This is a genomic window from Mucilaginibacter xinganensis (assembly GCF_002257585.1).
GTDB lineage: Bacteria > Bacteroidota > Bacteroidia > Sphingobacteriales > Sphingobacteriaceae > Mucilaginibacter > Mucilaginibacter xinganensis.
On record NZ_CP022743.1, the window covers coordinates 2,925,114 to 2,950,104 of the forward strand.

The window sequence follows — 24,991 nt, forward strand, 5'->3', positions numbered from 1 at the left end:
ATCTACACAGAAATAAAAAATGGCCGAAGAAACAGAAAACGGAAGTACACCACCAGAAGATAGAATAATTTCGATAAATATTGATGAAGAGATGCGTGCAGCCTACATTGATTATTCAATGTCGGTTATCGTATCACGGGCTCTGCCTGATGTGCGTGACGGTTTAAAACCGGTACACAGGCGCGTTTTATACGGGATGCTTGATTTGGGTTTAGCTAACAATAAACCTTATAAAAAATCGGCCCGTATTGTAGGGGAGGTATTGGGTAAATATCACCCGCATGGCGATACCTCGGTATATGACGCCATGGTGCGTATGGCCCAGGAGTGGAGCCTTCGTTACCCTTTTGTTGAAGGGCAGGGCAACTATGGGTCAATTGATGGTGACCAGCCTGCGGCAATGCGTTACACAGAAGCTAGGCTTGAAAAGATAGCTGAAGAAATGCTCGCCGATATCAACAAAGATACTATTGATTTCCAACTAAACTTTGACGACTCGTTACAGGAACCAACTGTTTTACCGGCCAAATTTCCTAATTTGCTTGTTAACGGGGCATCAGGCATTGCGGTTGGTATGGCCACTAACATGGCGCCACACAATTTAACAGAAGTAGTAAATGCAACGTTAGCGCTAATTGATAACCGCGACATTACTATTGATGAATTAATGGTGCATATTAAGGGGCCTGACTTTCCAACAGGGGCCATCATATATGGATTTGAAGGGGCACGCCAGGCTTTTGAAACAGGCCGCGGCAGGATAGTGATTCGCTCAAGAGCCGAAATTGAAGTATATAACGGGGATCGTGAACGTATTATCGTATCTGAAATTCCTTACCAGATCAACAAGGCGCTCATGATTGAGCGCACCGCCGAACTGGTGAATGAAAAGAAGATTGATGGCATTTCAGCCATCAGGGACGAGTCTAACAGGGAGGGTATCCGCGTTGTTTACGAAATAAAACGGGATGCTAATGCGGCTATTGTATTGAATAACCTGTACAAACACACTGCCCTTCAAACATCATTCAGTATAAACAATATTGCTTTGGTACACGGCAGGCCTATGCTGCTGACGCTAAAAGACCTGATTCATCATTTTGTTGAGCACAGGCACGAGGTGGTCATCCGTCGTGCTAAATTTGAACTTTCAGAAGCCGAGAAACGCGCGCATATACTGGAAGGATTACTGATTGCGTTAGATCATTTAGACGAGGTAATTAAGCTGATCAGAGCATCAAATACGCCTGACGATGCAAGGGAAGGATTAATAACCCAGTTTGGCCTGAGCGATTTACAGGCACGCGCTATATTGGATATGACGTTAAGGCGTTTAACCGGACTTGAGCGTGATAAGATTAAAGATGAGTATGAAGGCCTGATGAAACTGATTGATTATTTGAAATCTATTTTGGCTGATGAAGGCCTGCGGATGCAGATAATTAAAGATGAGCTGATCGAGATCCGCGATAAATACGGCGATGAGCGCAGAACACAAATGGTTCATTCATCTGCGGAGATGAATACCGAAGATTTTATTGAGGATGAAGATGTTGTGATTACCATATCACGCGAGGGGTATATTAAACGCACACCTTTAACTGAATATCGCAGGCAGGGCAGGGGCGGTAAAGGTGCTATTGGCAGCAACAGCCGTGATGCCGATTTTATTGAGCATCTATTGATTGCATCAAATCACAATTACATGCTGTTCTTTACCGAATCAGGTCAGTGTTTCTGGTTACGGGTATTTGAAATTCCGGAAGGGACACGTACCTCAAAAGGCAGGGCGATTCAGAATATCATTAATATCCCTAAAGAACAAAACATTAAGGCGTACATTAAGCTGATAAGCCTAAAGGATACAGAATACCTGGAGAATAACTTCATCATTATGTGTACCAAAAAAGGTACCATTAAAAAGACCTCGCTCGAAGCATATTCACGTCCGCGTGCTAATGGTATAAATGCCATTAATATTAATGAAGGCGATTCATTGTTGGAAGCAACGTTAACTACAGGTACCAGCGAAATTGTAATGGCATTAAGATCAGGCCGTGCAATTCGATTTAATGAATCGACAGTTAGGCCGATGGGGCGTACCGCAACCGGTGTGCGCGGGATATCGCTTGAAAATGCCGAAGATGAAGTTGTTGGCATGATTAGTATTGATAACCCTGAAACAACTGTATTGGTAGTTTCAGAAAAAGGTTATGGAAAGCGTACTGATATTGACGATTACAGGGTAACCAACCGCGGTGGTAAAGGCGTGAAAACTTTAAGCATTACTGAAAAAACAGGAAAACTTGTTGCCATAAAAGGCGTTACAGATAATGAGGATTTGATGATCATCAATAAGTCGGGTGTTATCATAAGGATAGCAGTAAGTGAGTTAAGAACCATGGGTAGAGCTACCCAGGGCGTGAGGCTCATTACACTGAAAGGAAATGACGAGATAGCATCGGTGGCTAAAATTGAGCATGATGACGAGGAGGATAAAGAGTTAGATGAAAATGCTGAAAACCCGGGTATAGCGCCTGCTGCTGATGATATAAATGAATAATGAATGATTTGCCGTAAAATTATATTACCAGTTTTAATTATGTCTTTTAGTGCTTCTGTAGCATTTTGCCAAACAGAAGTACTTAAAGGCGTGGTTAACAGTTTGGCCTTTTACAAACAAAAAAAGGACCTTAAGTATTTAGCAAATGCCAAAAAGTCTGTGGATAGCCTGATAACTACCCGGGCCGACTCGATGGACGTACAGAAGACCGTTTATCGAATTGTTGTAAATTCGAGCATTTTGTATATAGATACGTTAAATAAGCTCAACCAACCTGCCAACTTTTTTTTACAGACAACAGACCTGCTCGATAAGTTATCATTAAAAAGAAAATCTTACAAATATCCAGCTGAGTTGGATTATTCAAGACGATGTCTGGCTAATGTTTACATGCGTAAGGCTTTTGCATATATGAATAAATCTGATTTTCATAATGCTTTGCAACTGTTTGAAAGTGCAAAAAAGTACGCACCGTCATTTAAACAGCTTGATGCGTACATAGCTTATTCAAATAATAAATTGGGTAACATGCAAACTGCCGCAAAATACTATTCAGATTTGATCAATAGCGACAGTGTTAAGGCGGAGTATGTGCAGGCTGCGTCAAATAATTACAAGTTACTTGGTGATACGTTAAGCGCTCTGAACGTTATAAAGAAAGGTCGTAAACATTTACCAAATGATAAGACATTGCTGCTTGATGAGGCAAATATCTATAGTAATAGGAAGGATTACCGGTCATTGGCACCATTATTACCAGCGCTATTGGATGTTAATTCAAATAACGCAGATATTGCATTTGTGGCAGCGGTATGTTATGATCATCTAAACCAAACTGAGAAAGCAGAATCACTGTATCTGCGTTCGATAGAGTTGAATAGTTCATCTTACGATCCGATATATAACCTTGGGTTATTATATTTAAAGGAAAGTGTTATCAAACAGGAGAAGGGCGATTCTCCCGATAATAGCCGGGCGGCGCAATGGCTTGAAAAAGCAAATGAAATATCGCCAAATAATGCAAATTGTCTTAAAGCATTGCAACTGGTTTATGCACAATCAGGAAACGAAGACCAAATAAACAGGATAAACAATAAACTAAAACAGTTAACTAATCAATAATAAACCATGAAAATCAAAATTTTGATGACATGCCTTTTAGGCCTGGCTTCGGCAGCCACCTTTGCACAAAAAGGAGAATTAAATAATGCGCAAAGCGAATATGACACCTATGCATCTTTAAGGGGGCAAAAGGTAGCTGCGCTTGCTTCTAAGGCTAATGCTAGTATCCAAAATGCCAAAACATCTATTGACAAGGCATCCACAAACGAGAAAACGGCTAACCTGCCTGCTACATCAGCTCTAAAAGCAGCCATTTATTCATCGTTAGCTGTTGATGATACGGTAGCTACAACATCTGCACCGTTATTTGCAGCAGCTGATGATGCTGTCAAAAAAGCGAAAGAACTTGACATCAAAGGCGAAAATAAAAAACTAATAGAGGCCGCAAATCTTAATTTAGCCCAATATAAACTGACTGCTGGTGTTAAGGATTATCAGAACAAAAAGTACGAAGACGCCTATAAGGAATTTGATTATTATCGGACAGTTTTACCTGAAGATACCAACGCTATCTACTACACAGCACTATCTGCGGCAAATGCGGGCGATAAGGATCCTAAATATTATCCTTTAGCTATCTCAAACTACACCAAGCTGTTAACAACAAAATACTCAGGAAATGCAAGGGTATATCTTGATATGACCAGTATTTATTTACTTGCAAAAGATACTACTAATGCGCTTAAAATAGCAGGCGAGGGTGTAGCCAAATATCCCGCATTTTCCGATCTTCGTAAAAGGGAAATTGAAATGGCTTTGCAAAGCGGCAAACAAACTGAAGTTTTAGGTAAAATACAAAGCGCAATTGCAAATGATCCTAAGAATAAAGAACTTCAGTATTACCTTGCTTTGACTTATTCACAAGTGGCTGATGCTGCGAATTCAAGAGCAGAGAAAGCCAAAGACGATGCGACTAAAACCAAGGAACATGCTGTGGCACTTGAAAATTATGGTAAAGCTGCCGACGCCTATAAAAAAGCAATTGAAATTGACCCTGCTTATTTTGAAGCAAACATGAACCTGGGTTATGTTTTAATGCGCCCGGCACTTGATATATTTAATGCTGCAAACAAATTGCCTGCAAGTAAACAAAAGGAATATGATGTTGCTATTGCAAAATCAAATGCACAGCTTGATTTAGCAAAACCATACTTGCAAAAAGCAGTGGATTTGAACGCGAAATCGATAGACGCTTTGACAAACCTTAGAAATTATTACCGAGCAAAACTAGACCCTCCACATGCTGCCGAAAATAAAGCGAAAGCTAATGAACTAAAGCAACAGATTGATGCGCTTGGTACAGGCGCCCCGGTTAAATAATTTAGAAAAGTAAATGTAGCGGTAGTCGCTTTGTAAAAAGAAAACGGGAGGGTATAAGCCTCCCGTTTTCTTATATATAGTAATTTACGCGGACTAGCTTCCACTAACCGAATTTATTACTTAACATAATGTTAATTATGTGATAAATAAAAGATATTTCCAATAACTCCAATTGTCACTCTCAAACAATCTTTTTCAAAATAACTTTACTATCCAAAAAACATACTTAAACTTGTTTGTGAAAATTAATAGTTATCATGGATCTTAAAATAAAAAATAAAATAGCGCTGGTTACCGGTTCAACTGCTGGTATTGGATATGCTATTGCAAAAGCCCTGGCTATTGAAGGCGTTAAAGTAGTTATAAACGGACGCACTAATGCGCGTGTCGAACATGCTGTTAGAAATTTAATTAATGAAACCAGTAATGCGAACATCCGGGGAATTGCCGCAGACTTTTCAGATAAAGACCAAATAGAGAAGCTTATTACAGCATTACCGGAAGTAGATATATTAATAAACAATGTAGGGATTTTTGAACCAAAAGAATTTAGAAATATTACAGATGAAGATTGGTTGAAATTTTATGAGGTAAATGTTCTAAGCGGCGTTCGTTTATCAAGAGCTTACTTTGATAAAATGCTCCAAAAAAATTGGGGCCGCATTATCTTTATCTCAAGTGAGTCTGCTTTACAAATTCCTGAAGAAATGATCCATTATGGTATGACAAAAACCGCTCAAATAGCTGTTGCACGCGGTTTAGCTGAATTAACAAAAGGCACTAAGGTAACTGTAAATGCCGTTTTGCCTGGCCCAACCTGGTCTGAAGGTGCCGGTACATTTGTGAAGGATCTGGCGGTTCAAAAAGGCTTGACAATTGAGGGAATGGAAAAGGAGTTTTTTAAAACGGCAAGACCAACGTCAATTCTGCAGCGGTTTATTGATCCTGACGAAATTGCAAGTACGGTAGCTTACTTAGCCAGTGATTTATCAATTGCGACCAATGGCGCTGCTGTACGTGCTGATGGCGGGTTGGTAAAAAGTCCATTTTAATGAAACAACGCCCGGGCTTCTGAATCCGGGCGTTAGCAATGCAACAGCTACAAATTAGTGATGCGTTGTATCCTTTTTCATTGTATCAGGCTTGGCTGCCGGTGGTACGGTCATCTTTGCAGTATCTTTTTTAGTAGTATCACTTGTACCTGCATTTTTTGAAGAGCTGCAGCCTGATGCTATTGAGCCGATCATCGCTGCGATCAGCGCAAAATTTAAAATTTGCTTTTTCATAGGTGTTACGTGTTTGTATAACCTATAACGGGAACACTTCCTAACTGTTTGCTTTATTTACTTAATAGTTAAATAAATACAATATTTCAAGAAATACAAATTTAATTTTATGGTGTCAGAAGAGGAACTAAGTAGTAAATCTTTTCTGCTTCAGTTGCTTTTACGGGGAATTTTCAGATATTTAGCAATAAGGGGTGTTATTGAAATTTTAAGCACTTCCCCTACCCGCTTTACCTCAAATCTTTAATAAATTATGAGTGTGATAATGAACGACAGTGCTTTTATTAAGAAAGGCTTCCATATTTCTACCGATAAAAGCCTGCTTAATTTTGAAATGATCTTTAAATACCTTGACCAGGAATCCTATTGGGCAGGTGGGATCCCTGAAAATACGCTGAGGAGAGCTATTGAAAACTCTTTATGCTTTGGTATCTATTTTAGAAATGAACAAGCGGGCTTCGCCCGTGTAATAACTGATAAGGCTACATTTGCATACATTTGCGACGTCTTTGTGTTAACAGAATACAAAAGAATTGGTTTATCTAAATGGCTGGTGCAAACTATTCTCAAACACAATGATTTACAAGGGTTAAGACGTTGGTCGCTGGCTACTGCTGATGCACAAGGCTTATACACCCAGTTTGGGTTTAAACAAATTAATAAACCTGAAAGATGGATGGAGATATTTACACCTTACCGACCGTAAAACAGAGAAGGATCAACAATGAATTTGAAAAGGCTGATTTTTGAGGGAGAAGGTGTTACGCTTGACTTTAAGAAAACCATTACCAGCTGCGAAAAAATAGCCCGCACAATGGTATCGTATGCAAATAATAAAGGCGGCAAACTTTTAATAGGTGTTGCTGATGACGGTACCATAAAGGGTGTAAAATCGGAGGATGAGGAGCGTTATATGATAACAAAAGCAGCTCATTTGTACTCCAGGCCGGCACTGGAGCCCATATTTGAGGAGGTTTATGTTGATGATAAGCTGGTGCTGATTGTTGATATAGAAGAAAGCGCCTTAAAGCCACATTATGCACTTGCGGAAGATGGAAAATGGTGGGTGTATGTGCGGGTAAAGGACAAAAGCATTCTTGCTAGTAAAATTGTGGTTGATGTGCTTAAGCGTTCATCCGGTAATGAGGGAGTATTAATTGAATATTCAAATAACGAAAAAGCATTGCTTGAATATTTGGAAAAAACAGCGCGTATTAATATTAACGAGTGCTGTGACCTCCTGAAAATTGGCCGGCGTAAAGCGCAAAAATTATTGGTTGACCTTATTCTATCCGGTATCATCAGGATTAATACAACAGAAAAAGAAGAGTTTTATACCGCTATATAGTCCATTTACAAACTGTTCTAAGTGTTTAATTGGCTGCAAGGCTTACAATAAAATACAAATGATCCAATTTACCAATTTATGGATAATAGCGAAGTTAATGCCGTAGCGCCAATATGACCATCTATCAAAAATATAAAAATCATTACCGCGACAACCTGCACCTTGCCATTCCTGTCGTTATTTCACAGGTTGGACATACCCTGGTTCAAACTTCGGATAGTATCATCGTAGGGCATTTTGCAGGTACCGTATCATTGGCAGCTGTGTCCTTAGCAAACAGTGTATTTATTATTGTATTGGTGATAGGTATCGGGATTTCATACGGTTCCACACCGCTGATAGCCCAACTTAACGGGCGAAATGATTATGATGAATGCGGAAAACTGCTTTCAAACAGTCTTTTTTTAAATGTAGTTACAGGAATTGTACTTTTTTTACTTACCATTCTGGCCTCGACATTGGTATTGGGTCATCTGGATCAAACACCCGAGGTTGCCAGGCAAGCCAGGCCGTTTTTAATATTACTTGGCTTATCAATTATCCCTATGCTGATTTTTAACACATTTAAGCAATTTGCCGAGGGCCTGGGTTTTACAAAACAAGCTATGTTAATTTCCATATGGGGCAACCTTTTAAATATTTGCCTGGGAATAACTTTTGTGAAAGGCTTCTTCGGTATTACCCCTATGGGAATCCAGGGTGTTGGTTACAGCACTCTTATTGACCGTTGCGTAATGGCAATTGTTATGGGCGTATATCTTTTTAAATCAGCGCGGTTTGAAAAATATATAAAAAGTTTTGTACTAAGCCGTATCAGCCGTTCACGCTGCTTTCAAATTTTAAAAATAGGTGCCCCGGTTGCCCTGCAATATACATTTGAAATTGGCGCATTTAGCGGTGCTGCAATTTTGATTGGCACTATAGGGTACAATGAACAGGCTGCCCACCAGGTAGCTATCAATCTTGCATCAATCACTTACATGATGTCAAGCGGGTTGTCAGCCGCGGCAGCAATAAAGTCAGGAAATCATTTTGGCGCGAAAGAACACGAAAACCTCAGGTATTCAGCTATATCAAGCTACCACATCGTTTTGGTATTTATGTTCGCAACAGCTTGTGTTTTTATGTTGGGGAATCATATTCTTCCATGGATGTACACTTCAGATAAAATAGTTATAAGCATTGCAGCACAGCTACTTATTATAGCTGCATTGTTTCAGTTATTTGATGGAACACAGGTAGTGGGCCTTGGGATATTGCGTGGCATGGGCGATGTTAATATTCCTACGGTTATCACTTTTATAGCCTACTGGGTTATTGGGTTGCCGGTCGGTTATATCCTGGGGATCATTTTTCACCTTGGTGTTAACGGTATTTGGTATGGGTTAACTTTAGGCTTAATGACTTCAGCAATCCTATTGTTTTTTCGCTTTCAATATATCAGCAGAAAACACAGGCAGGACAAAGCGATTCTAATTATAGCGCAGGATTAGCTTTTTAAAAATACAAGTCGCCGGCAGCGCGAAAAGTATTGCAATGTGCTTTGACAATATCTTTAATGTCGGGTGAGTATCCACCACCCATACTAACTTGTACTGGTATATTGTTGCCGATACATTGCTCAAATACAAACTGATCACGTTGCTTACAGGCTGATTTACTCAACGCCAGTTTGCCCAGCTTATCCGACGCCAACACATCAACGCCTGCGAGGTAAAATATAAAATCAGGTTTTTGCCGCGCTATCAAAACAGGCAGCGTTTGTTTTAGCAGGTCGAGGTATTCGCCATCACTGACTCCGTCAGGAAGCGGCAAGTCCAGATCCGAATGTTCTTTCCTGAACGGGAAATTATTTGCACCATGTATAGAGAAGGTGAATACTTTTGAATTCCCGTCGAAGATCTGAGCCGTGCCATTACCCTAGTGAACATCTAAATCTATTATTAAGATAGATGATGCCAAATCATTGTTTAGTAAGTAATTAGCGGCAATAGCCTGGTCATTTAACAAACAAAAGCCTTCGCCCCAATTTGTCCCGGCGTGATGTGTTCCCCCGGCAACATTAAAGGCTACGCCAAACTGTCTAGCGTAATGGCAACCGTCTATTGTTCCCTGCGCAATCCTTATCTCGCGTTCAACAAGCTGAGCGGAGAGCGGAAAACCTGTGCGTCTTTGTTCGCGCGGCGGCAGGGTTAAATCGCGCAATTGTTCCCAATATAATTTATCGTGTGTCCGTGTGATAGTTTCTTCAGCAGGAATTCCCGGCGAAAATAGATTCGCCCCGTTAATAAGTCCCTCGTGAAGCAGTTGCGCCGGGATCAGCTCGTATTTAAGCATCGGGAAACGGTGCCCCTCTGGCAATGGATGCGCGTATATAGGATCGTAAGCTATTTTTAACATTTGAGATTACCGGTAATTAAAAGGCTGACTTTTCAAGCTGATTTAAACCACAGCGGCAGCTAGTATCTGTCCAAGTTCAAAAACCTGCATGAAGCTATTATAAAGCGGTACCGGACTTAAACGAATTACGTTTGGTTCCCGCCAATCGCCCATTACGCCGTTTTCCATTAAAAAATTAAAGGTTTGCCTGGCATTTTTCTTGCAGACCAGAGAAAGCTGGCAGCCGCGTTCAACTTTATTTTTCGGAGTGATGATCCTAAATAACTCATCATTATTATTTGTGTTGATATCGTTGATTAAAAACTCCAAATAAGCGGTTAGGAGCTCACTTTTTATGCGGAGCGGCTCAATGCCGCCCGCCTCTTCAAAAATGTCCAGGGCGGCCTTATGAAGGGCTAATAACACAACCGGGCTGGTACTTAACTGCCACCCAGCCGCACCAACTTCCGGTTTGAAATCATGCGGCATTAAAAAACGTTCGTCCTGTTTAAATCCCCACCATCCTTCAAACCGGCTTAAATAGGGGTTAGCAAAGTGTTTTTCATTAACAAAAATCCCGCTAATCCCACCCGGGCCTGAATTCATATACTTATAAGCGCACCAGCAGGCAAAATCAACATCCCAATCATGCAGCTTTAAAACTACATTACCTGCAGCATGGGCAAGATCAAAGCCGGCATAAGCGCCAGCTTTATGCGCTGCCGCGGTTATTGACAGCATGTCAAAACACTGGCCTGTATAATAATTTATACCGCCAAACAGTACCAGTGCGAGGTCAGACGCATGCTGATCTATAACTTCCAGGATATCTTCCGTACGTAGCGTAAATTCACCATCGCGCGGAAAGATTTCGATAATTGAGTCTTTTGGATCATATCCGTGGAACTTTACCTGGCTTGCCAGTGCATATTGATCTGAGGGAAACGCACTGCCTTCCATGATTATTTTATACCTTTTACCTGTTGGTTTATAGAAACTTACCATCAGTAAATGAAGATTTACTGTAAGAGAGTTCATAATGGTAACCTCTTCACTTTTAGCACCCACAATTGACGAAAGCGTATGTGTTAATTTTTTGTGATAACCCAGCCAAGGATCTTCCCCCGCAAAAAAACCTTCAATAGCAAGGTTTTGCCAGGTCTGTAATATTCCATTTATGTTGTGCTGAGCTGTTACCGGCTGTAAGCCCAATGAGTTACCACAAAAGTACAACGTATCTTTTCCTTTATGCTGTGGCACCAGGAACTTTGACCGGAAGTTTTTTAACGGATCCTGTTCATCGAGCAAGTCGGCAAATTGTGAAGTGTTCTGAAAAATCATAGAATTATTGAATTAAAACGCTCGAAGTATTGCGGATAAAATTAATTATTTATTTGGTTTGCTCACGTAAGGGTTCCCTTTTACATAAAAACGATAAGGAAGTAATGCGTCCGATCCTGCGTATCCGACACCTACCCTTGGCACAGCGGAAATACTTTCATCCGGAAAGGTTAAGCCCCTGTCTTCTATCCAGATTGTGTCACTTAGCAAACTAAAAGCGTTAATTGCGCGGGAAATCCCCAGCGCTTTAGCTACGGAGCCCGGACCCATAGTAATTGCCGGTTTTAATAAGGGCAGATTACGACGCAAGAGCATGGTCTTCAGGCCTTCGGTTGGATCAATTGCCCGTACCAGTATAGCATGCGGCTGCCCCTCAACAGAAGTTACAATATTAAACATCTCATGAATACCATAGCACAGATACACATAGGCAACGCCACCCTGCATAAACATAGTTTTAGTACGCGGTGTCAGTTTGTTGCCATAAGCATGCGAGGCGCGATCGATGGCTCCATTATACGCCTCTGTTTCAACAATATATCCACCTGTTTTTACACCGTCAATGCAAGTAAATAAATACTTCCCTAAAAGATTTTTACTGACTGCAACAACGTCCTGGTTATGGTAATATGCTTCCGGTAATTTCATTTCAAAATACCTTTCAGTAACTCATTTATTTCTTTTGCCCTATTAAATATCATGATATGTGTGCCGCCCTTTATAATTACAGCATCGTTGATCAGTTTATAATTAAAAATCAGGTCCCTGTCGCCGGTTATGTGATAAATATTGGGTGGTATGACTTTATTGTTCCAGTGCAATATCGCTTGCATGGCCCATTTAACAAAAGTTGGCGATGAGTTTTTCAGCATGTCGTTAAATAGCCAACTATCCGTTTTTACCATTTTTCCGAACATGAATTCTATCATGAATCCCATAGCGGTAAACAGGTTACCGGGGATAAGCTTATAAACCGGCAATTTTCTAAAAAGCGAAAAATACCAGGGAGCTTCGTTAATAGTTTTGATAGTTGAGATAAGAATAACTTTTTTCAACGGGATGATCTTTGCGATCTCAACAGCAATCATTCCGCCCAGTGAGTTGCCAATAACAATTGATCCTGGTTCTATATTATATTGAATAATAAGCTTTTGTGAATAGCTTTTTAAAGTATCAGAACCCGCCGGTTCTACCCATTCTATACTGGTAACTTCACTTCCCTCCAGGTCGATATTTTTATAAACGCGGGTGTCTGCACCGAGCCCGGCTATCAGGAAGATTTTACTCATTTAAATTTGATCAGCTCTACAACTTGTTTAAGATATTGCGCATCGGTTTCATCAAATTCATCCAGTTTGTCACTATCCACATCAAGCACTGCGAAAACGTTTCCATAGCTAAATAGCGGCAAAACAATTTCTGAGCGTGAAGCTGAAGCGCAGGCTATATGGCCGGGAAAAGCATCAACGTCCGGAACGATGATAGTTTGTTTTTGTTGCCAGGCAGTTCCGCAAACCCCTTTTCCCAGGTCAATCCGTGTACAAGCCACTGGACCCTGGAACGGCCCGAGCACCAACACATCGTTTTTTACCAAATAAAACCCTACCCAAAACCATTTAAATTGCTCCTTTAAAGCAGCACTTACATTAGCCATATTTGCTACCAGGTCCGTTTCCCCTGTTAACAAAGCTGCTATCTGTGGGATTAATGAGCGGTATTGCTCCGCTTTGTCGGTAGATGTTATTAATTTTAAATCTTCTGCCATATCACAAAAATAGTTACATCGCACTTAAAGTTAATAAGGTTAATCTCATATTTAATCTTTTATTTGGCGATCTAAAAACATAATAATTTCTTTACAGCAACGAATAGAGTATAAATTAAGGAGATGACCCCATGAGAATTATTGCAGAATTACCTCACCCGGAATTTAAGATTTCTATCCTTAACATGAACAGAAAGTTTATTGTGAAGATAGAGCAAGGAAACCTGGAGCAAACCTATAAAATTGCTGAAGCTGATTTACTCGATGGCGTAAACAGCGTATTTGAATTACTTGACGAAGCGTTTTTAAAGACCATATCAGTTCGTTTTGAGGAGATGAGAAAAGATTTTAAAGAATCCTATTCAAGGTACAACTATTGATTTATATAAATAATACAATTAATTGAAAATTAAGTATTTATATTTAATTAAAAGTAATAACAAAATTAAATTTGGCAAAATACACAAAAACGAACGCTGTTAAATGTGTCTGGCTTTATTAAAACTCATAGAATATTTAATTAAATAATTGATAATTAGTTTTTTATAATAAAATAATCTACCAAGCCAAATATAATTTTGTTGCCATAATTAGCCAAATAAATGGGAGGTTAAGCCGGAATCAGGTCGATGTACCAAAATCCGGATACTTCGTTTTTAATTGCAGTACCAGAAGAAGTACCGATGCTTTTTGGATTATTATATTCCTTAAAAACCTTCTCGCCGGTTTTATATTTTACGTCGTTCTTAAAGATCGGCCCTTTGAAAGCAAAGGTATGAAACTCTCCATTTTCCCCGCAGGCGTCAATATCTGCAGGTAAAGAATGTATGAGTTCGGGGCTGATCTCCTTCCCTACTATATTTTCCAAATGCTGTTGTGCGCAGGCAATAACCGTTCCGAAGCCCAGGGATAAAAATTCACTTATCAACTGGCTGGTATCGCGTTGCCATAACGGATAAATGCCCTTCAGCCCAATTTCGGCAAGGCGGTCGTCACGGTACTTTTTTAAGTCTTCCAAAAATATATCACCGAAAATAGAATGTGTTATTCCCTCCTCCTTAAAATAATTAAGATGCTTTCGCATAGCATTGTCATAGGTGTCCATATCCGGCATTTCCGGCAATCGAATTTGATACAGAGGAATTCCAATGCTTTCAGCTTGTTTAATCAGCAGTTCAACGCGTACTCCATGCATCGAGATACGGTCGGCAGCATCGTTAACAGAGGTTACCAGGTATTTTATCTCTATTTCCGGATCCCGGAGACAATGATATAAAGCCAGGCTACTGTCTTTGCCGCCGCTCCAGTTAAAAATGCATTTTTTTAGCATTGCGAAAGATATTGCGATAATTTTATTTGAAAGTATATTGGGTAACGTTGTTTAATTGCTGATACCTGCTAACAGGCTTTCCACTAAGGTTACTACACCGGTTGTAGCCTTATCTTTAATTTTGACAAATGAACCGTTCTGGCTGATGTAAGGGATGTTAGGATCAACAATATACCGGGTTGTATTACGCGGCACATAATCAATAAGGCCGGCGGCAGGGTAAACGGCCAGGGAGGAGCCCACCAGGATAAAAATATCAGCCTGCATACAAATCCGGGCTGCCTTTTCAATCATCGGTACATCCTCGCCAAACCACACTACGTGAGCGCGCAACTGCGAGCCGAGTTCGCAGAGGTCACCCATTTTTATTTCCCAACCATCAATAGGATAAGTCAACGCTGCATTTTTACCGGACTGCGAACGGGTTATAATACCATGCAGGTGTACTACGTTGGTTGAGCCACCGCGTTCATGCAGGTCATCTATATTTTGTGTGATGATGGTTACATCGTATTTTTCTTCCAGCTTCGCCAATGCATAATGTGCTGCGTTGGGCTTGGCTTCAATTACCGATTTACGGCGCTCATTGTAAAATTGCTGCACCATGGCAGGGTTGCGCCGCCAGGCTTCGGGCGTGGCTACGTCTTCAATGTTATACCCCTCCCATAGGCCATCGCTGTCCCTGAAGGTTTTCAAGCCACTCTCAGCGCTTATTCCGGCCCCGGTAAGTACTACTATCTTTTTCATATTATCTATCATGGAAACGCAATGCAGGTACTACCCTGATCAATTAACAGCCCACAAAAAAAGCGATTCTTTTAAAAAGAATCGCTTTTCATTAATAAACTATGTTAAATTAAACAGCGAGTTCTTTTTTACTGCGTAAAACTGTGAATTTACTCTTAGCCAGCTCAAAACCACCGAACAGGATCCCGCAAAATACCACGTCAGCAAAAAGCATATTGATCTCAAATGGTATTGCCGCTGTCAATGATAATCCATAACCGGCTAAATTATGCGGGTACATAGTTCCGTAAAACCATGGCAAATCACTAACTAACCAATGTACACCAACTGCAGCTATTGAGGAAAGACCAACATTTGCAATGTTTGGCTTTTTAATAAATGTGCCAATAAATACCATTATTAAGAACGGCAGGTAAATCCATATAAAGCCGCTGTAATATAAAACCCATTTTGATGTGTACAGGTAATTGATAAATATGTCGCTTACAAACAGCGTTACTAAAACCGATAAATAAGCTTTCCACTTATCTGCAAAATAAGCCCCTCCAAATAGCGCTATCGCACCCATTGGGGTAAAATTACTTAAAGAAGGAAATTTATAACTGATCAGCCTAAAAACGGAAGCTGCCAAAATTATCAGTACAAGTACTACGGTACGGATGTTAATTTTCTTAAGTGACATATTTAAAATTATGCAGTAAAATTACGTATTATCCTGTTAAATAAAAATGTTAGTTTACCCTGTATCTGATACCCGCCATAAAGTTAAACCCGCGGGTGTTGTAGCCCACCCAATCGGTATATTTTGCATTAAACAGGTTTTTAAGATCAGCGAAGAGACCAAGATGCTTATCCACATCATACTGAAGGTGCGCGTCAACCAAATTGTAATGTTTTAAAGTAACAATGCTGCTTGAGTAGTCGGCATTAAATTTTGTATCACTTCTGTCACCGGTATATTTATAATTCAACCCAGCTGAAAAGCTTTTAATGAATTGATAGTACACGTTTGCTCCGAAAGTATTCTTCGGCCTGCGATACAAATTATTGGTTTCTTTTCCCGTTACATCTGTCTGTTTACCTGTTACATAGGCAGCATAAGCAGATGCAGTGAATTTATCTAAATTTAACTTAAGCTCACTTTCAAAACCCTTATCTTTTTGAAATGAGCCATTTTCATAAATACCATAAGGAGCATCTGCCAGGTTTTTGAAGTAAATCACATCCTTTGTGTCGTACTTATAAAATACGGTATTGAATGATAGGGTGTTTTTAATCAGTTCCCAATCAAACCCGGCTTCGTACGAGGTTGTGGTCTCGGGCCTTAAGGCATCATTACCATATTGTGAAAATAGTTGGTATAACGATGGTGTCTTAAATGCCGAAGCAATTGTTCCAAATACCTTAAACTGGTCTGCCAGGTATAACGACGGATTAACCGTGTAAGTAAAATTAGTCCCGTACTTACTATCCAGGTTGTACCGGCCACCAAGTTCCATGTGAAAGATTCCTGCTTTAAAAAAAAGTGAAGTATAAATGCTATTTATGCTATTCCGTAAGTTTTTTAATGTGTCGTAGGTGCTTAGCTGTGTGCTGCTGTAATACCTAAAGCTTTCGCCGCTGGTTATATCCAGGTATTTATTAATGTTGTAATTAAGCAATACATCGAAATTGGTTATACTACCGCTGTTCTTTTGATACGAAGCTGTATTGAAGTTAGATGCTCCGGCCAAATCGTTGTAATTATTTTTTACGCTATTTTGGCTGATGTTAAATTTGAGGTCGCCTTTATCTAACTGAAGCTTACCGCCTATGCCGCCAAAAATAAACGTGTTGTTATAAGTATAGCCCTGATCATCGGTAAAAGCACCGGCCGGCAAATTACCTTTGTTGTAGCTGGCTTGCAGGTTCCCGTTGATCATAAATTTTTCTGACACCTGTTGGGTCAAATTTAAACTCGCCGACCTTTGGTGAAAACCATCTTTCTTAAAGTTCCCTGTACCCAGGGTGTCGGTAGCTGCGGCAAAACCTTTTGAATCTGTATTTGACAAATTTAGCGCGATCCCAGTCTTGTTAATTTTGCCATTTAAACCAGCTGCCTGGTTAAAGGTATTGTATGTGCCCCCGCTTGCCTGCAAATTAGTTTTCAATCCTTGTTCTTTCGGATGTTTTGTAATGATGTTGATCACGCCGGCAACAGCATCTGATCCATATAAGGTTGATCCGCTGCCTTTCAAGATCTCTATCCTTTCAATTTGATCTAACGGAAATGCATTTAGATCGTAAGCACCTTCAATTGATGATGAATTATTAACCGCAAAACCATCAACCAGTATCAATGTATTGCCTGTTGAAGCGCCCCTCAGATATACAGATGAACTGATCCCCGGCGCGTTTTCTGATCCTGAAAAAGTAATTCCCGGGACAGTATTCAATAGCTGCGGTAAGGTTTTCCCGGCCGACCTGTTAATCTGTTCACTGGTAATAACGGTGACTACCCGGCCAATTTCCGATTGTTTTTTTGCCGACCGCGTAGCAGTTACTACTACATCATTAAGAACCCTGGTTGAGTCCTGGGCATAGGCCGCTTTACTAAAAAGCAGCGACTGTGCAAGCCCGAGGCCCGCAATAATAAAAAAGTAATTTTTTTTCATGTTGTTGTGAGTTTAAACCCGCAGCATACAGAAATGGAAAGTTTGGAATGGAAATACACCTCCGGATGGGCATTCACATTCAAGCTTCAATCCCCGAAAGCTTTGAATAATATTTATGCCTGGGCAGGTATTCTGACTTACTCCCCTTTACCCGGTCTTCCCATCCTGATCAAAATCAAAACAGTGACCCCATTTGATTGGGTATTGGTTATGGAGCTTACAGCTGCGGGACAGTTACGGATTTACACCATATTCCCTTTTAATCCCGGTAGTTAACCGGGAACCTAAAGCGATGCAAATGTAGAATAAGAATTTATAAACTCAAATTATGTTATTGACTAAGTTGACCAGTTTAATTGAGTTGTTTAAGTTTGAAATATTAACGTGCTGGTAATATGCTAAAGAACATTTTATTTCTTTTTTTATTGATGGTAAATATTCCTGCTTTTGCGCAACATCCGGATACGGTATTCCTGGAGCGCTTATTAAAATCACACCCGGAACTTTTTAGCGGGATCCTGAACCACCCTGCACACAACGAGGTCCAGATTTTATATACCCGGATTGATCGCGATAAAAATAACGTACCGCATTTCACCTCATATAGCTACCGGCTTAATGCCAGGCACTATTTTTACCCGGCCAGTACCGTAAAACTGCCAACTGCCATATTCGCGCTTGAAAAACTTAATGAATTAAATCTCCCAGGCCTGAATATGCGCTCAGTGATGAAAACCGACAGCTCTTTTAAAGGTGAAACTAAAATGCTTGAAGATACTTCAGCAGCTAATGGCTTACCAAGCATCGAAAATTACATTAAAAAAATCCTTCTCGTAAGTGACAATTACGCCTATAACAGGCTTTATGAGTTTGTCGGCCGCAAGGAGATCAACGATAAATTAAAAAAATATGGGTTAAATAATACCCGGATTATTGGCCGCCTTTCTGTTTACGATGGTTGTGAAGCCGCCCGGCATACCAACGCCATTGATTTTTACCAGGACAACAAACTGATTTATCATCAGCCGGCGCAATATGATACAAATAGTTATCCCATGCACCTGGACAATATGATACAAGGTAAGGGCTACCTCGACAAAAACGACAAACTGGTTATGCAGCCATTTGATTTTACAGATAAGAATGTTTATGCCATTGCAGATATGCAATCTGTTTTAAAGAGGTTATTATTTCCCGGTTCATTCCCCAGGCGACAACAGTTTAATTTAAAACCAAATGATTATCAATTCATTTATCGTTACATGAGCATGTTTCCCGGCGAAAGTAAAAAACCATCTTACAACCAGCCCGGCTACTATCCCGCTTTTTGCAAATTCCTGCTTTATGGTGCGGATAGCACTGCGGCGATAAACCCGGATATAAGGATCTTTAATAAAGTGGGCGACTCTTATGGCTATGATATTGACAATGCATATATCGTTGATTTTAAACATAATGTGGAATTTATTTTAACTGCTGTTGTGCAGTCAAATGAAGATGGGATCTATAATGATAATAAATATGAATACGACACCGTTTGCCTGCCATTTATGAAAAACCTCGGGCGGGTTATTTACGAATATGAGTTAAACCGGACGAAAAAATTCACGCCTGATCTCTCCAAGTTTAAATTCAAATATTAAAATTATCGTTTGACTGAAAAAATACGTTTAAATCAAAAGGGAAATTAAATACACTTAAAGAAAACTGCCTTTCATATTTATTGTTTAAAAAGTACACCTATTTAAACAACATGATATGGCAATTACAGCATTACAGCGCATCCCCAACGATAATAAGGAAACCGCTACTATAAATTTGAATTGGCCCGAACGTTATATTTCAATAGCTGCCGGAGTTAAACTAAGTTTTTCGGGCATCAGGAACATTTTCAAAAGCCCGTTTACCAGCCTGCTTAAACTGGGTGCCGGCGGTTACCTGGTAAACAGGGGCATCAGCGGTCATTGCGAACTTTATTCGCAGGCGGGAAAGGTTAGCACCTCCCCTGTTAATGTAAATATCCGGACGTCCTTCTCCGTTAACAGGTCAAGAATGGAAGTCTATGCCTTCTGGCGCAAACTGGATAACCTGCCCCTGTTTATGAATCACCTCGAAAGTGTAGATTTAATTGACGACAAACGGTCGCATTGGGTATTAAAACTGCCTACAGGTGTGGCTAACGTTAGTTGGGACGCAGAAATTGTACATGATGATCCTGGTTACATGATTGGCTGGAGCTCGTTACCGGACTCTATAATCGATAATGCCGGAAAGGTTCGTTTTCGTGATACAGAAGATGGCGGTACATTGGTTGACGTAGTTATAAGCTATCAGCCTCCTGCTGGTGGTATTGGCGCAAGCCTGGCACACATATTTAATCCGGTATTTAAAAAGTTAGTTGACGATGATGTACAAAACTTTAAGCAATACATGGATATAGTTGAAAAAGAAGGTGTTATAATTGTATTATAGTGAATTAGCATTGGTCTTAAATCAACAATCTAATTTTTGCCAATAAAAAAACCCGCATTTAGCGGGTTTTTTATATTATCCTAAGATTCGTTGGAATCCATGTTTATTTTACTGCATCAATAACTGCTTTAAAAGCATCTGGGTGATTCATAGCCAAATCAGCTAACACCTTACGGTTTAAACCAATTTCACTTTTAGTTAATTTACCCATTAATTGAGAGTAAGAAATTCCGTGCTGACGGGCACCTGCGTTAATACGCTGGATCCATAAAGCTCTGAATTCTCTTTTCTTGGTCTTACGGTCACGGTACGCATACTGTAAACCTTTTTCAACTGTGTTTTTTGCAACGGTATAAACCTTGCTGCGTGAACCCCAATATCCTTTTGCAAGGATCATGATTCTTTTCCGGCGTCTTCTCGACGCTACTGCGTTAACTGAACGTGGCATGTTGTTGTTTTTTGGTAGTGAGTGTCAAATTAAAATTGAACTTAAAAACTCTAATACCTGGTTAAAAATTTGTTAATTACTTACCTATGCAAAGCATACGTTTTACGTTACCCATGTCAGCATCAGATACTAAACTGGTGTGAGTAAGGTTACGCTTACGTTTTGTCGACATCTTGGTTAAGATGTGGCTTTTGTAGGCGTTCTTCCTGGTGATTTTACCTGTTCCAGTAAGCTTAAAGCGCTTTTTGGCACTGGAATTGGTTTTCATTTTTGGCATAACCGTCTGTATATATATAATTTATTAATTAATTGCTTGTTTTGAGGTGAAAGCTGAAAGCTTGTTCTTCCTAACCTCCAGTCTCTAATCTCTATTTCTTAGCTGCTTTAGGTGTAACGGTTAAAAACATCCGTTTTCCTTCAAGCTTTGGCAATTGTTCAACCTTACCTACCTCTTCAAGTGCTTGTGCAAAGCGCAAAAGCAAAATTTCGCCCTGCTCTTTATAAACTATAGCACGGCCTTTAAAGTGCACGTAAGCTCTAACTTTTTCGCCTGCTTCCAAAAACTTAATGGCATGTTTTAATTTAAATTCAAAATCATGATCATCAGTGTTCGGTCCAAACCTTATTTCTTTAATAACGGTTTGCTTGGCATTGCTTTTTATTTCCTTAAGCTTTTTCTTCTGCTCGTAAATAAACTTATTATAGTCCGTTACTTTACAAACCGGAGGTACTGCGTTAGGCGATATTTCAACCAGGTCAAGCTCCTGCTCTTCAGCAATAGCCAACGCATCCCTTAATGAAAAAATGCCTTGCTCCACGTTGTCGCCTACAAGACGAACCTCCTGGGCCCTGATAAATTGATTGATGTTGTGCTCGGCTTCCTTTTTCTTAAATGGTAGCCTGGGTCCTCTGTTGAAAGGTTTGTTTAATGCCAAGTTATACTGTTATTTCTTTAATTATTTGTTGTTTAAATTCTTCTATGCTCATACTTCCCATATCTCCCTGACCATGTTTACGTACAGATACCAAACCTTCGTTGGTTTCTTTTTCTCCCACAATCAGCATATAAGGGATTTTTTTGACTTCAGCATCACGGATTTTTCGCCCGATCTTCTCATCCCTGAAATCAATAAGCCCGCAAATATCGGAATCTTTTAACGATTCTGAAAGTTTTTTTGCATAATCTTCATATTTTTCCGAGATCGGCAAAATAATAAATTGCTCGGGCGAAAGCCATAACGGGAAATTACCTGCACAATGCTCAATTAACACAGCCACAAAACGTTCCAGCGAACCAAAAGGTGCCCTGTGAATCATTACCGGCCGGTGTTTTTGGTTATCACTACCGGTGTACTCCAATTCAAAACGCTCGGGCAAGTTATAATCAACCTGGATAGTTCCAAGCTGCCATTTTCTTCCCAGGGCATCTTTTACCATAAAGTCAAGCTTAGGCCCGTAAAAAGCAGCTTCGCCGTACTCAACTACTGTTGGCAGGCCTTTTTCTTCAGCTGCTTCAATAATTGCCGATTCTGCAAGAGCCCAGTTCTCGTCAGTGCCGATATATTTAGCTTTGTTGTTAGGATCGCGAAGCGATACCTGCGCTGTATAGTTGTCAAATCCCAAGGCATTAAATACATATAACACCAGGTCAATAACTTTTTTAAATTCATCTTTTACCTGGTCGGGCCTGCAAAACAAGTGTGCATCATCCTGTGTAAAACCGCGTACCCTGGTCAAACCATGCAATTCACCGCTTTGTTCATAACGATAAACAGTTCCAAACTCGGCATAGCGAACGGGAAGATCCTTGTATGACCTGGGTTTTGTTTTGTAAATCTCGCAATGGTGCGGGCAGTTCATTGGTTTTAAAAAGAACTCTTCACCTTCCTGCGGTGTTTTTATTGGCTGGAACGAATCGGCTCCATACTTTTCATAATGGCCAGATGTTACATACAGATTTTTATGACCGATATGCGGCGTAATAACCTGTTCGTAACCGGCTTTTACCTGTGCCTTTTGAAGAAAATTCGTCAACCTCTCCCGTAATGCAGCGCCTTTTGGCAACCACAATGGCAAGCCCATGCCTACTTTCTCTGAAAAGGCAAATAACTCCATTTCTTTACCAAGCTTGCGATGATCGCGTTTTTTTGCTTCTTCCAGCAAATGCAGGTAATCAGTAAGCTCGCTTGCTTTAGGGAAGGTAACACCGTAAATACGGGTTAGCTGCTTGCGGCTTTCATCACCGCGCCAGTACGCACCAGCAACACTCATCAGCTTTACAGCCTTTATAAAACCAGTATTCGGGATGTGTGGCCCGCGGCATAAATCTGTAAAATTGCCTTGTGTATAAAAGGTAATCGAGCCATCTGGCAGGTCCTTTAATAAGTCGAGCTTGTACTCGTCGCCTTTTTCAGTAAAGTACTCAATAGCGTCGGCCTTGCTAACCGGCTTACGGATATATTCCTCTTTGGTTTTAGCCAGCTCAATTATCTTGTCTTCTATCAGCTTAAATTCATCAGATGAGAATTCACGCTCGCCGAAATCCACATCGTAATAAAATCCTGTTTCAATCGCGGGTCCTATTCCAAATTTTGTTCCGGGATAAAGCGCTTCCAGCGCCTCGGCCATCAGGTGAGCTGATGAATGCCAAAACGTTGCCTTTGCCTGGGCATCATTCCAGGTTAAAAGTTTCACATGGGCGTCGGCTTCAATTGGGCGGCTTGCGTCCCAAACCTGGCCATCAACTTCGGCTGCTAACACGTTTCTTGCTAATCCTTCGGAGATCGATTGTGCGATCTGCATGGACGAAATGCCCTTTTCATACTGACGAACAGAACCGTCAGGGAGTGTAATATTAATCATCTACAACTATGATTTAAAGTTTATAAAAAAGAAAGTTTTAAATAATCACCTACAAAGTGATTTATTAGTTATAGGCAAATTTAGCGTTTTTTAGTCGGTTTCACCGTTAAAATTTCAATTACTACCGCAAAATTGTTTTATTTCCAAAAAACCGGTTACGACGCCATAACGGTTTTTGTTCCTGATAAACTTCAAACTATTTGATAATATCCCTTATTTCGCTGGTATTCTGTACTATTTCGTGGATGGTTTTATCAAGGTCTTCAGCTACCAGCTTTAACATTTGCAGCACTTTACCGTTCATAGGGTCCTCTGCGTTTTCAAAATTAAACAAACTGTACAATCCCAAAATATTGGCTATGGGCACCCTTACCTGGTGCGATTGAAGGAACGCAACTTTAAGTAATTTTTCATACTGTTTTTTTAGTTCAGTATCTGTTTGCTTTTTTTCCTTCCTGATTGCGGCATCAGCTAATGCGCGGTTTATTTTGGGGCACAGTGAAAATAGCTTGTCTTTTAGCGCATAGTCAGTTACGCCGTCCCTGATCAGTTCAACAGAACGCTCTTCACCTATTGATCCCGACACTATAATAAATGGGGTATCAGGCGCCTTAATCTGCCTGATATTAAATGCTGAGATACCATCAAATGCAGGGAGTGTAAAATCTGATAATATAATATCGGGGAAATAATTATCAAGCGCATTTTCAAATGATTCCCGGGTTTGCACCACCTCGCACACAAAATACAATCCATTTCTTTTAAGTTCACGTTGCAGCAGATCAACATCGCTTTGGTTATCTTCCAGTATCAAAATTTTAAAAGCAGTTCTCATTGTATCAATTTTAGGTGATCGAACTCAAGTATTGTCATCTTCAAACTGATTACAATTAGGGATATAATTTGATCAATTATTGGGCAACTGGCTTAATACCATCCAATAAAGCCCTATTTCTTTAATCGCATTAAAAAAATTATCGCTCTCAACTGGCTTGGTAATATAGCTATTAGCACCAAGTGCGTAACACTTTTGAATATCGGGATCTTCTTTTGAGGAAGTAAGGATCACCACTGGTATAAAACGGTTGTTCGGGTCGGCTTTTATTGTCGCCAGAACCTCCAATCCCGTTATTTTAGGCATTTTCAAATCGAGTAAAATCAGCTTAGGCTTATCGTTAACGTTCCTTAACCCATACATCCCCCTGCAATAAATAAAATCAAGTGCCTCCGCCCCGTCAGTTACATGATGCAGGCTATTTGAAAATCCACTCTTTCTAAGCGCTCTTATGGTTAACATTGCGTCGTCGGTGCTGTCTTCAACAAATAAAATTTCAACGTTGTTATAATTCATTTT

25 protein-coding genes, 1 pseudogene and 1 riboswitch are annotated in these 24,991 nt (G+C 40.1%); of the genes and pseudogenes, 10 read left to right on the forward strand and 16 right to left on the reverse strand.

Annotated elements, in window-relative coordinates:
• The first annotated feature begins 19 nt into the window (after positions 1–19).
• From gyrA to MuYL_RS12880, 4 genes are all read left to right on the forward strand, one after another.
• Complete coding sequence (gene gyrA, locus MuYL_RS12865) at positions 20–2,563, forward strand: DNA gyrase subunit A (RefSeq protein WP_094570965.1); 2,544 nt, start codon at positions 20–22, stop codon at positions 2,561–2,563.
• A gap of 39 nt (positions 2,564–2,602) precedes the next feature.
• Positions 2,603–3,685, forward strand: coding sequence for a tetratricopeptide repeat protein (locus MuYL_RS12870; protein ID WP_094570966.1), 1,083 nt, complete (start codon positions 2,603–2,605; stop codon positions 3,683–3,685).
• 6 nt (positions 3,686–3,691) lie between these two features.
• Positions 3,692–5,005, forward strand: a complete 1,314-nt coding sequence (locus MuYL_RS12875; protein ID WP_094570967.1) for a tetratricopeptide repeat protein — start codon at positions 3,692–3,694, stop codon at positions 5,003–5,005.
• Between the two features lie 257 nt (positions 5,006–5,262).
• Positions 5,263–6,057 (forward strand): SDR family NAD(P)-dependent oxidoreductase, encoded by a 795-nt coding sequence (locus tag MuYL_RS12880; RefSeq protein WP_094570968.1) that lies wholly within the window; start codon positions 5,263–5,265, stop codon positions 6,055–6,057.
• A gap of 54 nt (positions 6,058–6,111) precedes the next feature.
• Here MuYL_RS12880 and MuYL_RS12885 read toward each other — a convergent pair whose 3' ends face one another.
• On the reverse strand, positions 6,112–6,291 hold the full coding sequence (locus MuYL_RS12885; RefSeq protein ID WP_094570969.1) for a hypothetical protein: 180 nt from the start codon (positions 6,289–6,291) through the stop codon (positions 6,112–6,114).
• Positions 6,292–6,544: 253 nt separating this feature from the next.
• Here MuYL_RS12885 and MuYL_RS12890 point away from each other — a divergent pair, with 253 nt between their 5' ends.
• The 3 genes from MuYL_RS12890 to MuYL_RS12900 all read left to right on the forward strand — a co-directional run bounded on the left by MuYL_RS12890 (position 6,545) and on the right by MuYL_RS12900 (position 9,132).
• Positions 6,545–6,997, forward strand: coding sequence for a GNAT family N-acetyltransferase (locus MuYL_RS12890; RefSeq protein ID WP_094570970.1), 453 nt, complete (start codon positions 6,545–6,547; stop codon positions 6,995–6,997).
• Positions 6,998–7,015: 18 nt separating this feature from the next.
• Positions 7,016–7,639 (forward strand): AlbA family DNA-binding domain-containing protein, encoded by a 624-nt coding sequence (locus MuYL_RS12895; protein WP_094570971.1) that lies wholly within the window; start codon positions 7,016–7,018, stop codon positions 7,637–7,639.
• Between the two features lie 113 nt (positions 7,640–7,752).
• On the forward strand, positions 7,753–9,132 hold the full coding sequence (locus tag MuYL_RS12900; protein ID WP_094570972.1) for an MATE family efflux transporter: 1,380 nt from the start codon (positions 7,753–7,755) through the stop codon (positions 9,130–9,132).
• Positions 9,133–9,136: 4 nt separating this feature from the next.
• Here the strand turns inward: MuYL_RS12900 and MuYL_RS12905 are convergent.
• From MuYL_RS12905 to MuYL_RS12925, 5 genes and pseudogenes are all read right to left on the reverse strand, one after another.
• A pseudogene (locus MuYL_RS12905) lies at positions 9,137–10,039 on the reverse strand (histone deacetylase family protein).
• Between the two features lie 42 nt (positions 10,040–10,081).
• Positions 10,082–11,359, reverse strand: a complete 1,278-nt coding sequence (gene kynU / locus MuYL_RS12910) for a kynureninase (protein ID WP_094570973.1) — start codon at positions 11,357–11,359, stop codon at positions 10,082–10,084.
• A gap of 45 nt (positions 11,360–11,404) precedes the next feature.
• Entirely contained in the window at positions 11,405–12,007 is a 603-nt protein-coding gene (locus MuYL_RS12915) for a DNA-3-methyladenine glycosylase (RefSeq protein WP_094570974.1), read from the reverse strand.
• Complete coding sequence (locus MuYL_RS12920; RefSeq protein WP_094570975.1) at positions 12,004–12,648, reverse strand: alpha/beta hydrolase; 645 nt, start codon at positions 12,646–12,648, stop codon at positions 12,004–12,006. Before MuYL_RS12920 ends, MuYL_RS12915 begins: the two co-directional genes overlap by 4 nt.
• Complete coding sequence (locus MuYL_RS12925; protein ID WP_094570976.1) at positions 12,645–13,124, reverse strand: GAF domain-containing protein; 480 nt, start codon at positions 13,122–13,124, stop codon at positions 12,645–12,647. Before MuYL_RS12925 ends, MuYL_RS12920 begins: the two co-directional genes overlap by 4 nt.
• A gap of 131 nt (positions 13,125–13,255) precedes the next feature.
• Here MuYL_RS12925 and MuYL_RS12930 point away from each other — a divergent pair, with 131 nt between their 5' ends.
• Positions 13,256–13,504: a hypothetical protein gene (locus MuYL_RS12930; protein WP_094570977.1), complete on the forward strand. Its 249-nt coding sequence runs from the start codon at positions 13,256–13,258 to the stop codon at positions 13,502–13,504.
• Between the two features lie 230 nt (positions 13,505–13,734).
• Here MuYL_RS12930 and MuYL_RS12935 read toward each other — a convergent pair whose 3' ends face one another.
• The 4 genes from MuYL_RS12935 to MuYL_RS12950 form a co-directional block, all read right to left on the reverse strand.
• On the reverse strand, positions 13,735–14,454 hold the full coding sequence (locus tag MuYL_RS12935; RefSeq protein WP_094570978.1) for a Dph6-related ATP pyrophosphatase: 720 nt from the start codon (positions 14,452–14,454) through the stop codon (positions 13,735–13,737).
• Between the two features lie 51 nt (positions 14,455–14,505).
• Positions 14,506–15,201, reverse strand: coding sequence for an SIR2 family NAD-dependent protein deacylase (locus tag MuYL_RS12940; protein ID WP_094572932.1), 696 nt, complete (start codon positions 15,199–15,201; stop codon positions 14,506–14,508).
• A 109-nt stretch (positions 15,202–15,310) separates the two neighbouring features.
• Positions 15,311–15,883 carry a DUF6580 family putative transport protein gene (locus MuYL_RS12945; protein ID WP_094570979.1) on the reverse strand — a complete coding sequence of 191 codons (573 nt, stop codon included), beginning with the start codon at positions 15,881–15,883 and terminating at the stop codon, positions 15,311–15,313.
• Positions 15,884–15,932: 49 nt separating this feature from the next.
• Positions 15,933–17,855 (reverse strand): TonB-dependent receptor plug domain-containing protein, encoded by a 1,923-nt coding sequence (locus MuYL_RS12950; RefSeq protein WP_094570980.1) that lies wholly within the window; start codon positions 17,853–17,855, stop codon positions 15,933–15,935.
• Positions 17,856–17,960: 105 nt separating this feature from the next.
• Positions 17,961–18,158: riboswitch (cobalamin riboswitch) on the reverse strand.
• A gap of 92 nt (positions 18,159–18,250) precedes the next feature.
• Between MuYL_RS12950 and MuYL_RS12955 the strand changes: the two genes are divergently transcribed.
• Positions 18,251–19,498 (forward strand): serine hydrolase, encoded by a 1,248-nt coding sequence (locus MuYL_RS12955; protein ID WP_094570981.1) that lies wholly within the window; start codon positions 18,251–18,253, stop codon positions 19,496–19,498.
• A 115-nt stretch (positions 19,499–19,613) separates the two neighbouring features.
• On the forward strand, positions 19,614–20,327 hold the full coding sequence (locus tag MuYL_RS12960) for an SRPBCC family protein (RefSeq protein ID WP_094570982.1): 714 nt from the start codon (positions 19,614–19,616) through the stop codon (positions 20,325–20,327).
• A gap of 103 nt (positions 20,328–20,430) precedes the next feature.
• Here MuYL_RS12960 and rplT read toward each other — a convergent pair whose 3' ends face one another.
• From rplT to MuYL_RS12990, 6 genes are all read right to left on the reverse strand, one after another.
• A complete protein-coding gene (gene rplT / locus MuYL_RS12965; protein ID WP_094570983.1) occupies positions 20,431–20,775 on the reverse strand; it encodes a 50S ribosomal protein L20 in 345 nt (114 codons plus the stop codon).
• Between the two features lie 76 nt (positions 20,776–20,851).
• Positions 20,852–21,052, reverse strand: a complete 201-nt coding sequence (gene rpmI / locus MuYL_RS12970; RefSeq protein WP_094570984.1) for a 50S ribosomal protein L35 — start codon at positions 21,050–21,052, stop codon at positions 20,852–20,854.
• 91 nt (positions 21,053–21,143) lie between these two features.
• A complete protein-coding gene (gene infC, locus MuYL_RS12975; protein WP_094570985.1) occupies positions 21,144–21,710 on the reverse strand; it encodes a translation initiation factor IF-3 in 567 nt (188 codons plus the stop codon).
• Position 21,711: 1 nt separating this feature from the next.
• A complete protein-coding gene (gene thrS, locus MuYL_RS12980; protein ID WP_094570986.1) occupies positions 21,712–23,637 on the reverse strand; it encodes a threonine--tRNA ligase in 1,926 nt (641 codons plus the stop codon).
• A gap of 196 nt (positions 23,638–23,833) precedes the next feature.
• Complete coding sequence (locus MuYL_RS12985; protein ID WP_094570987.1) at positions 23,834–24,472, reverse strand: response regulator; 639 nt, start codon at positions 24,470–24,472, stop codon at positions 23,834–23,836.
• Positions 24,473–24,544: 72 nt separating this feature from the next.
• Positions 24,545–24,988, reverse strand: a complete 444-nt coding sequence (locus MuYL_RS12990) for a response regulator (protein WP_094570988.1) — start codon at positions 24,986–24,988, stop codon at positions 24,545–24,547.
• Between the last annotated feature and the right edge of the window lie 3 nt (positions 24,989–24,991).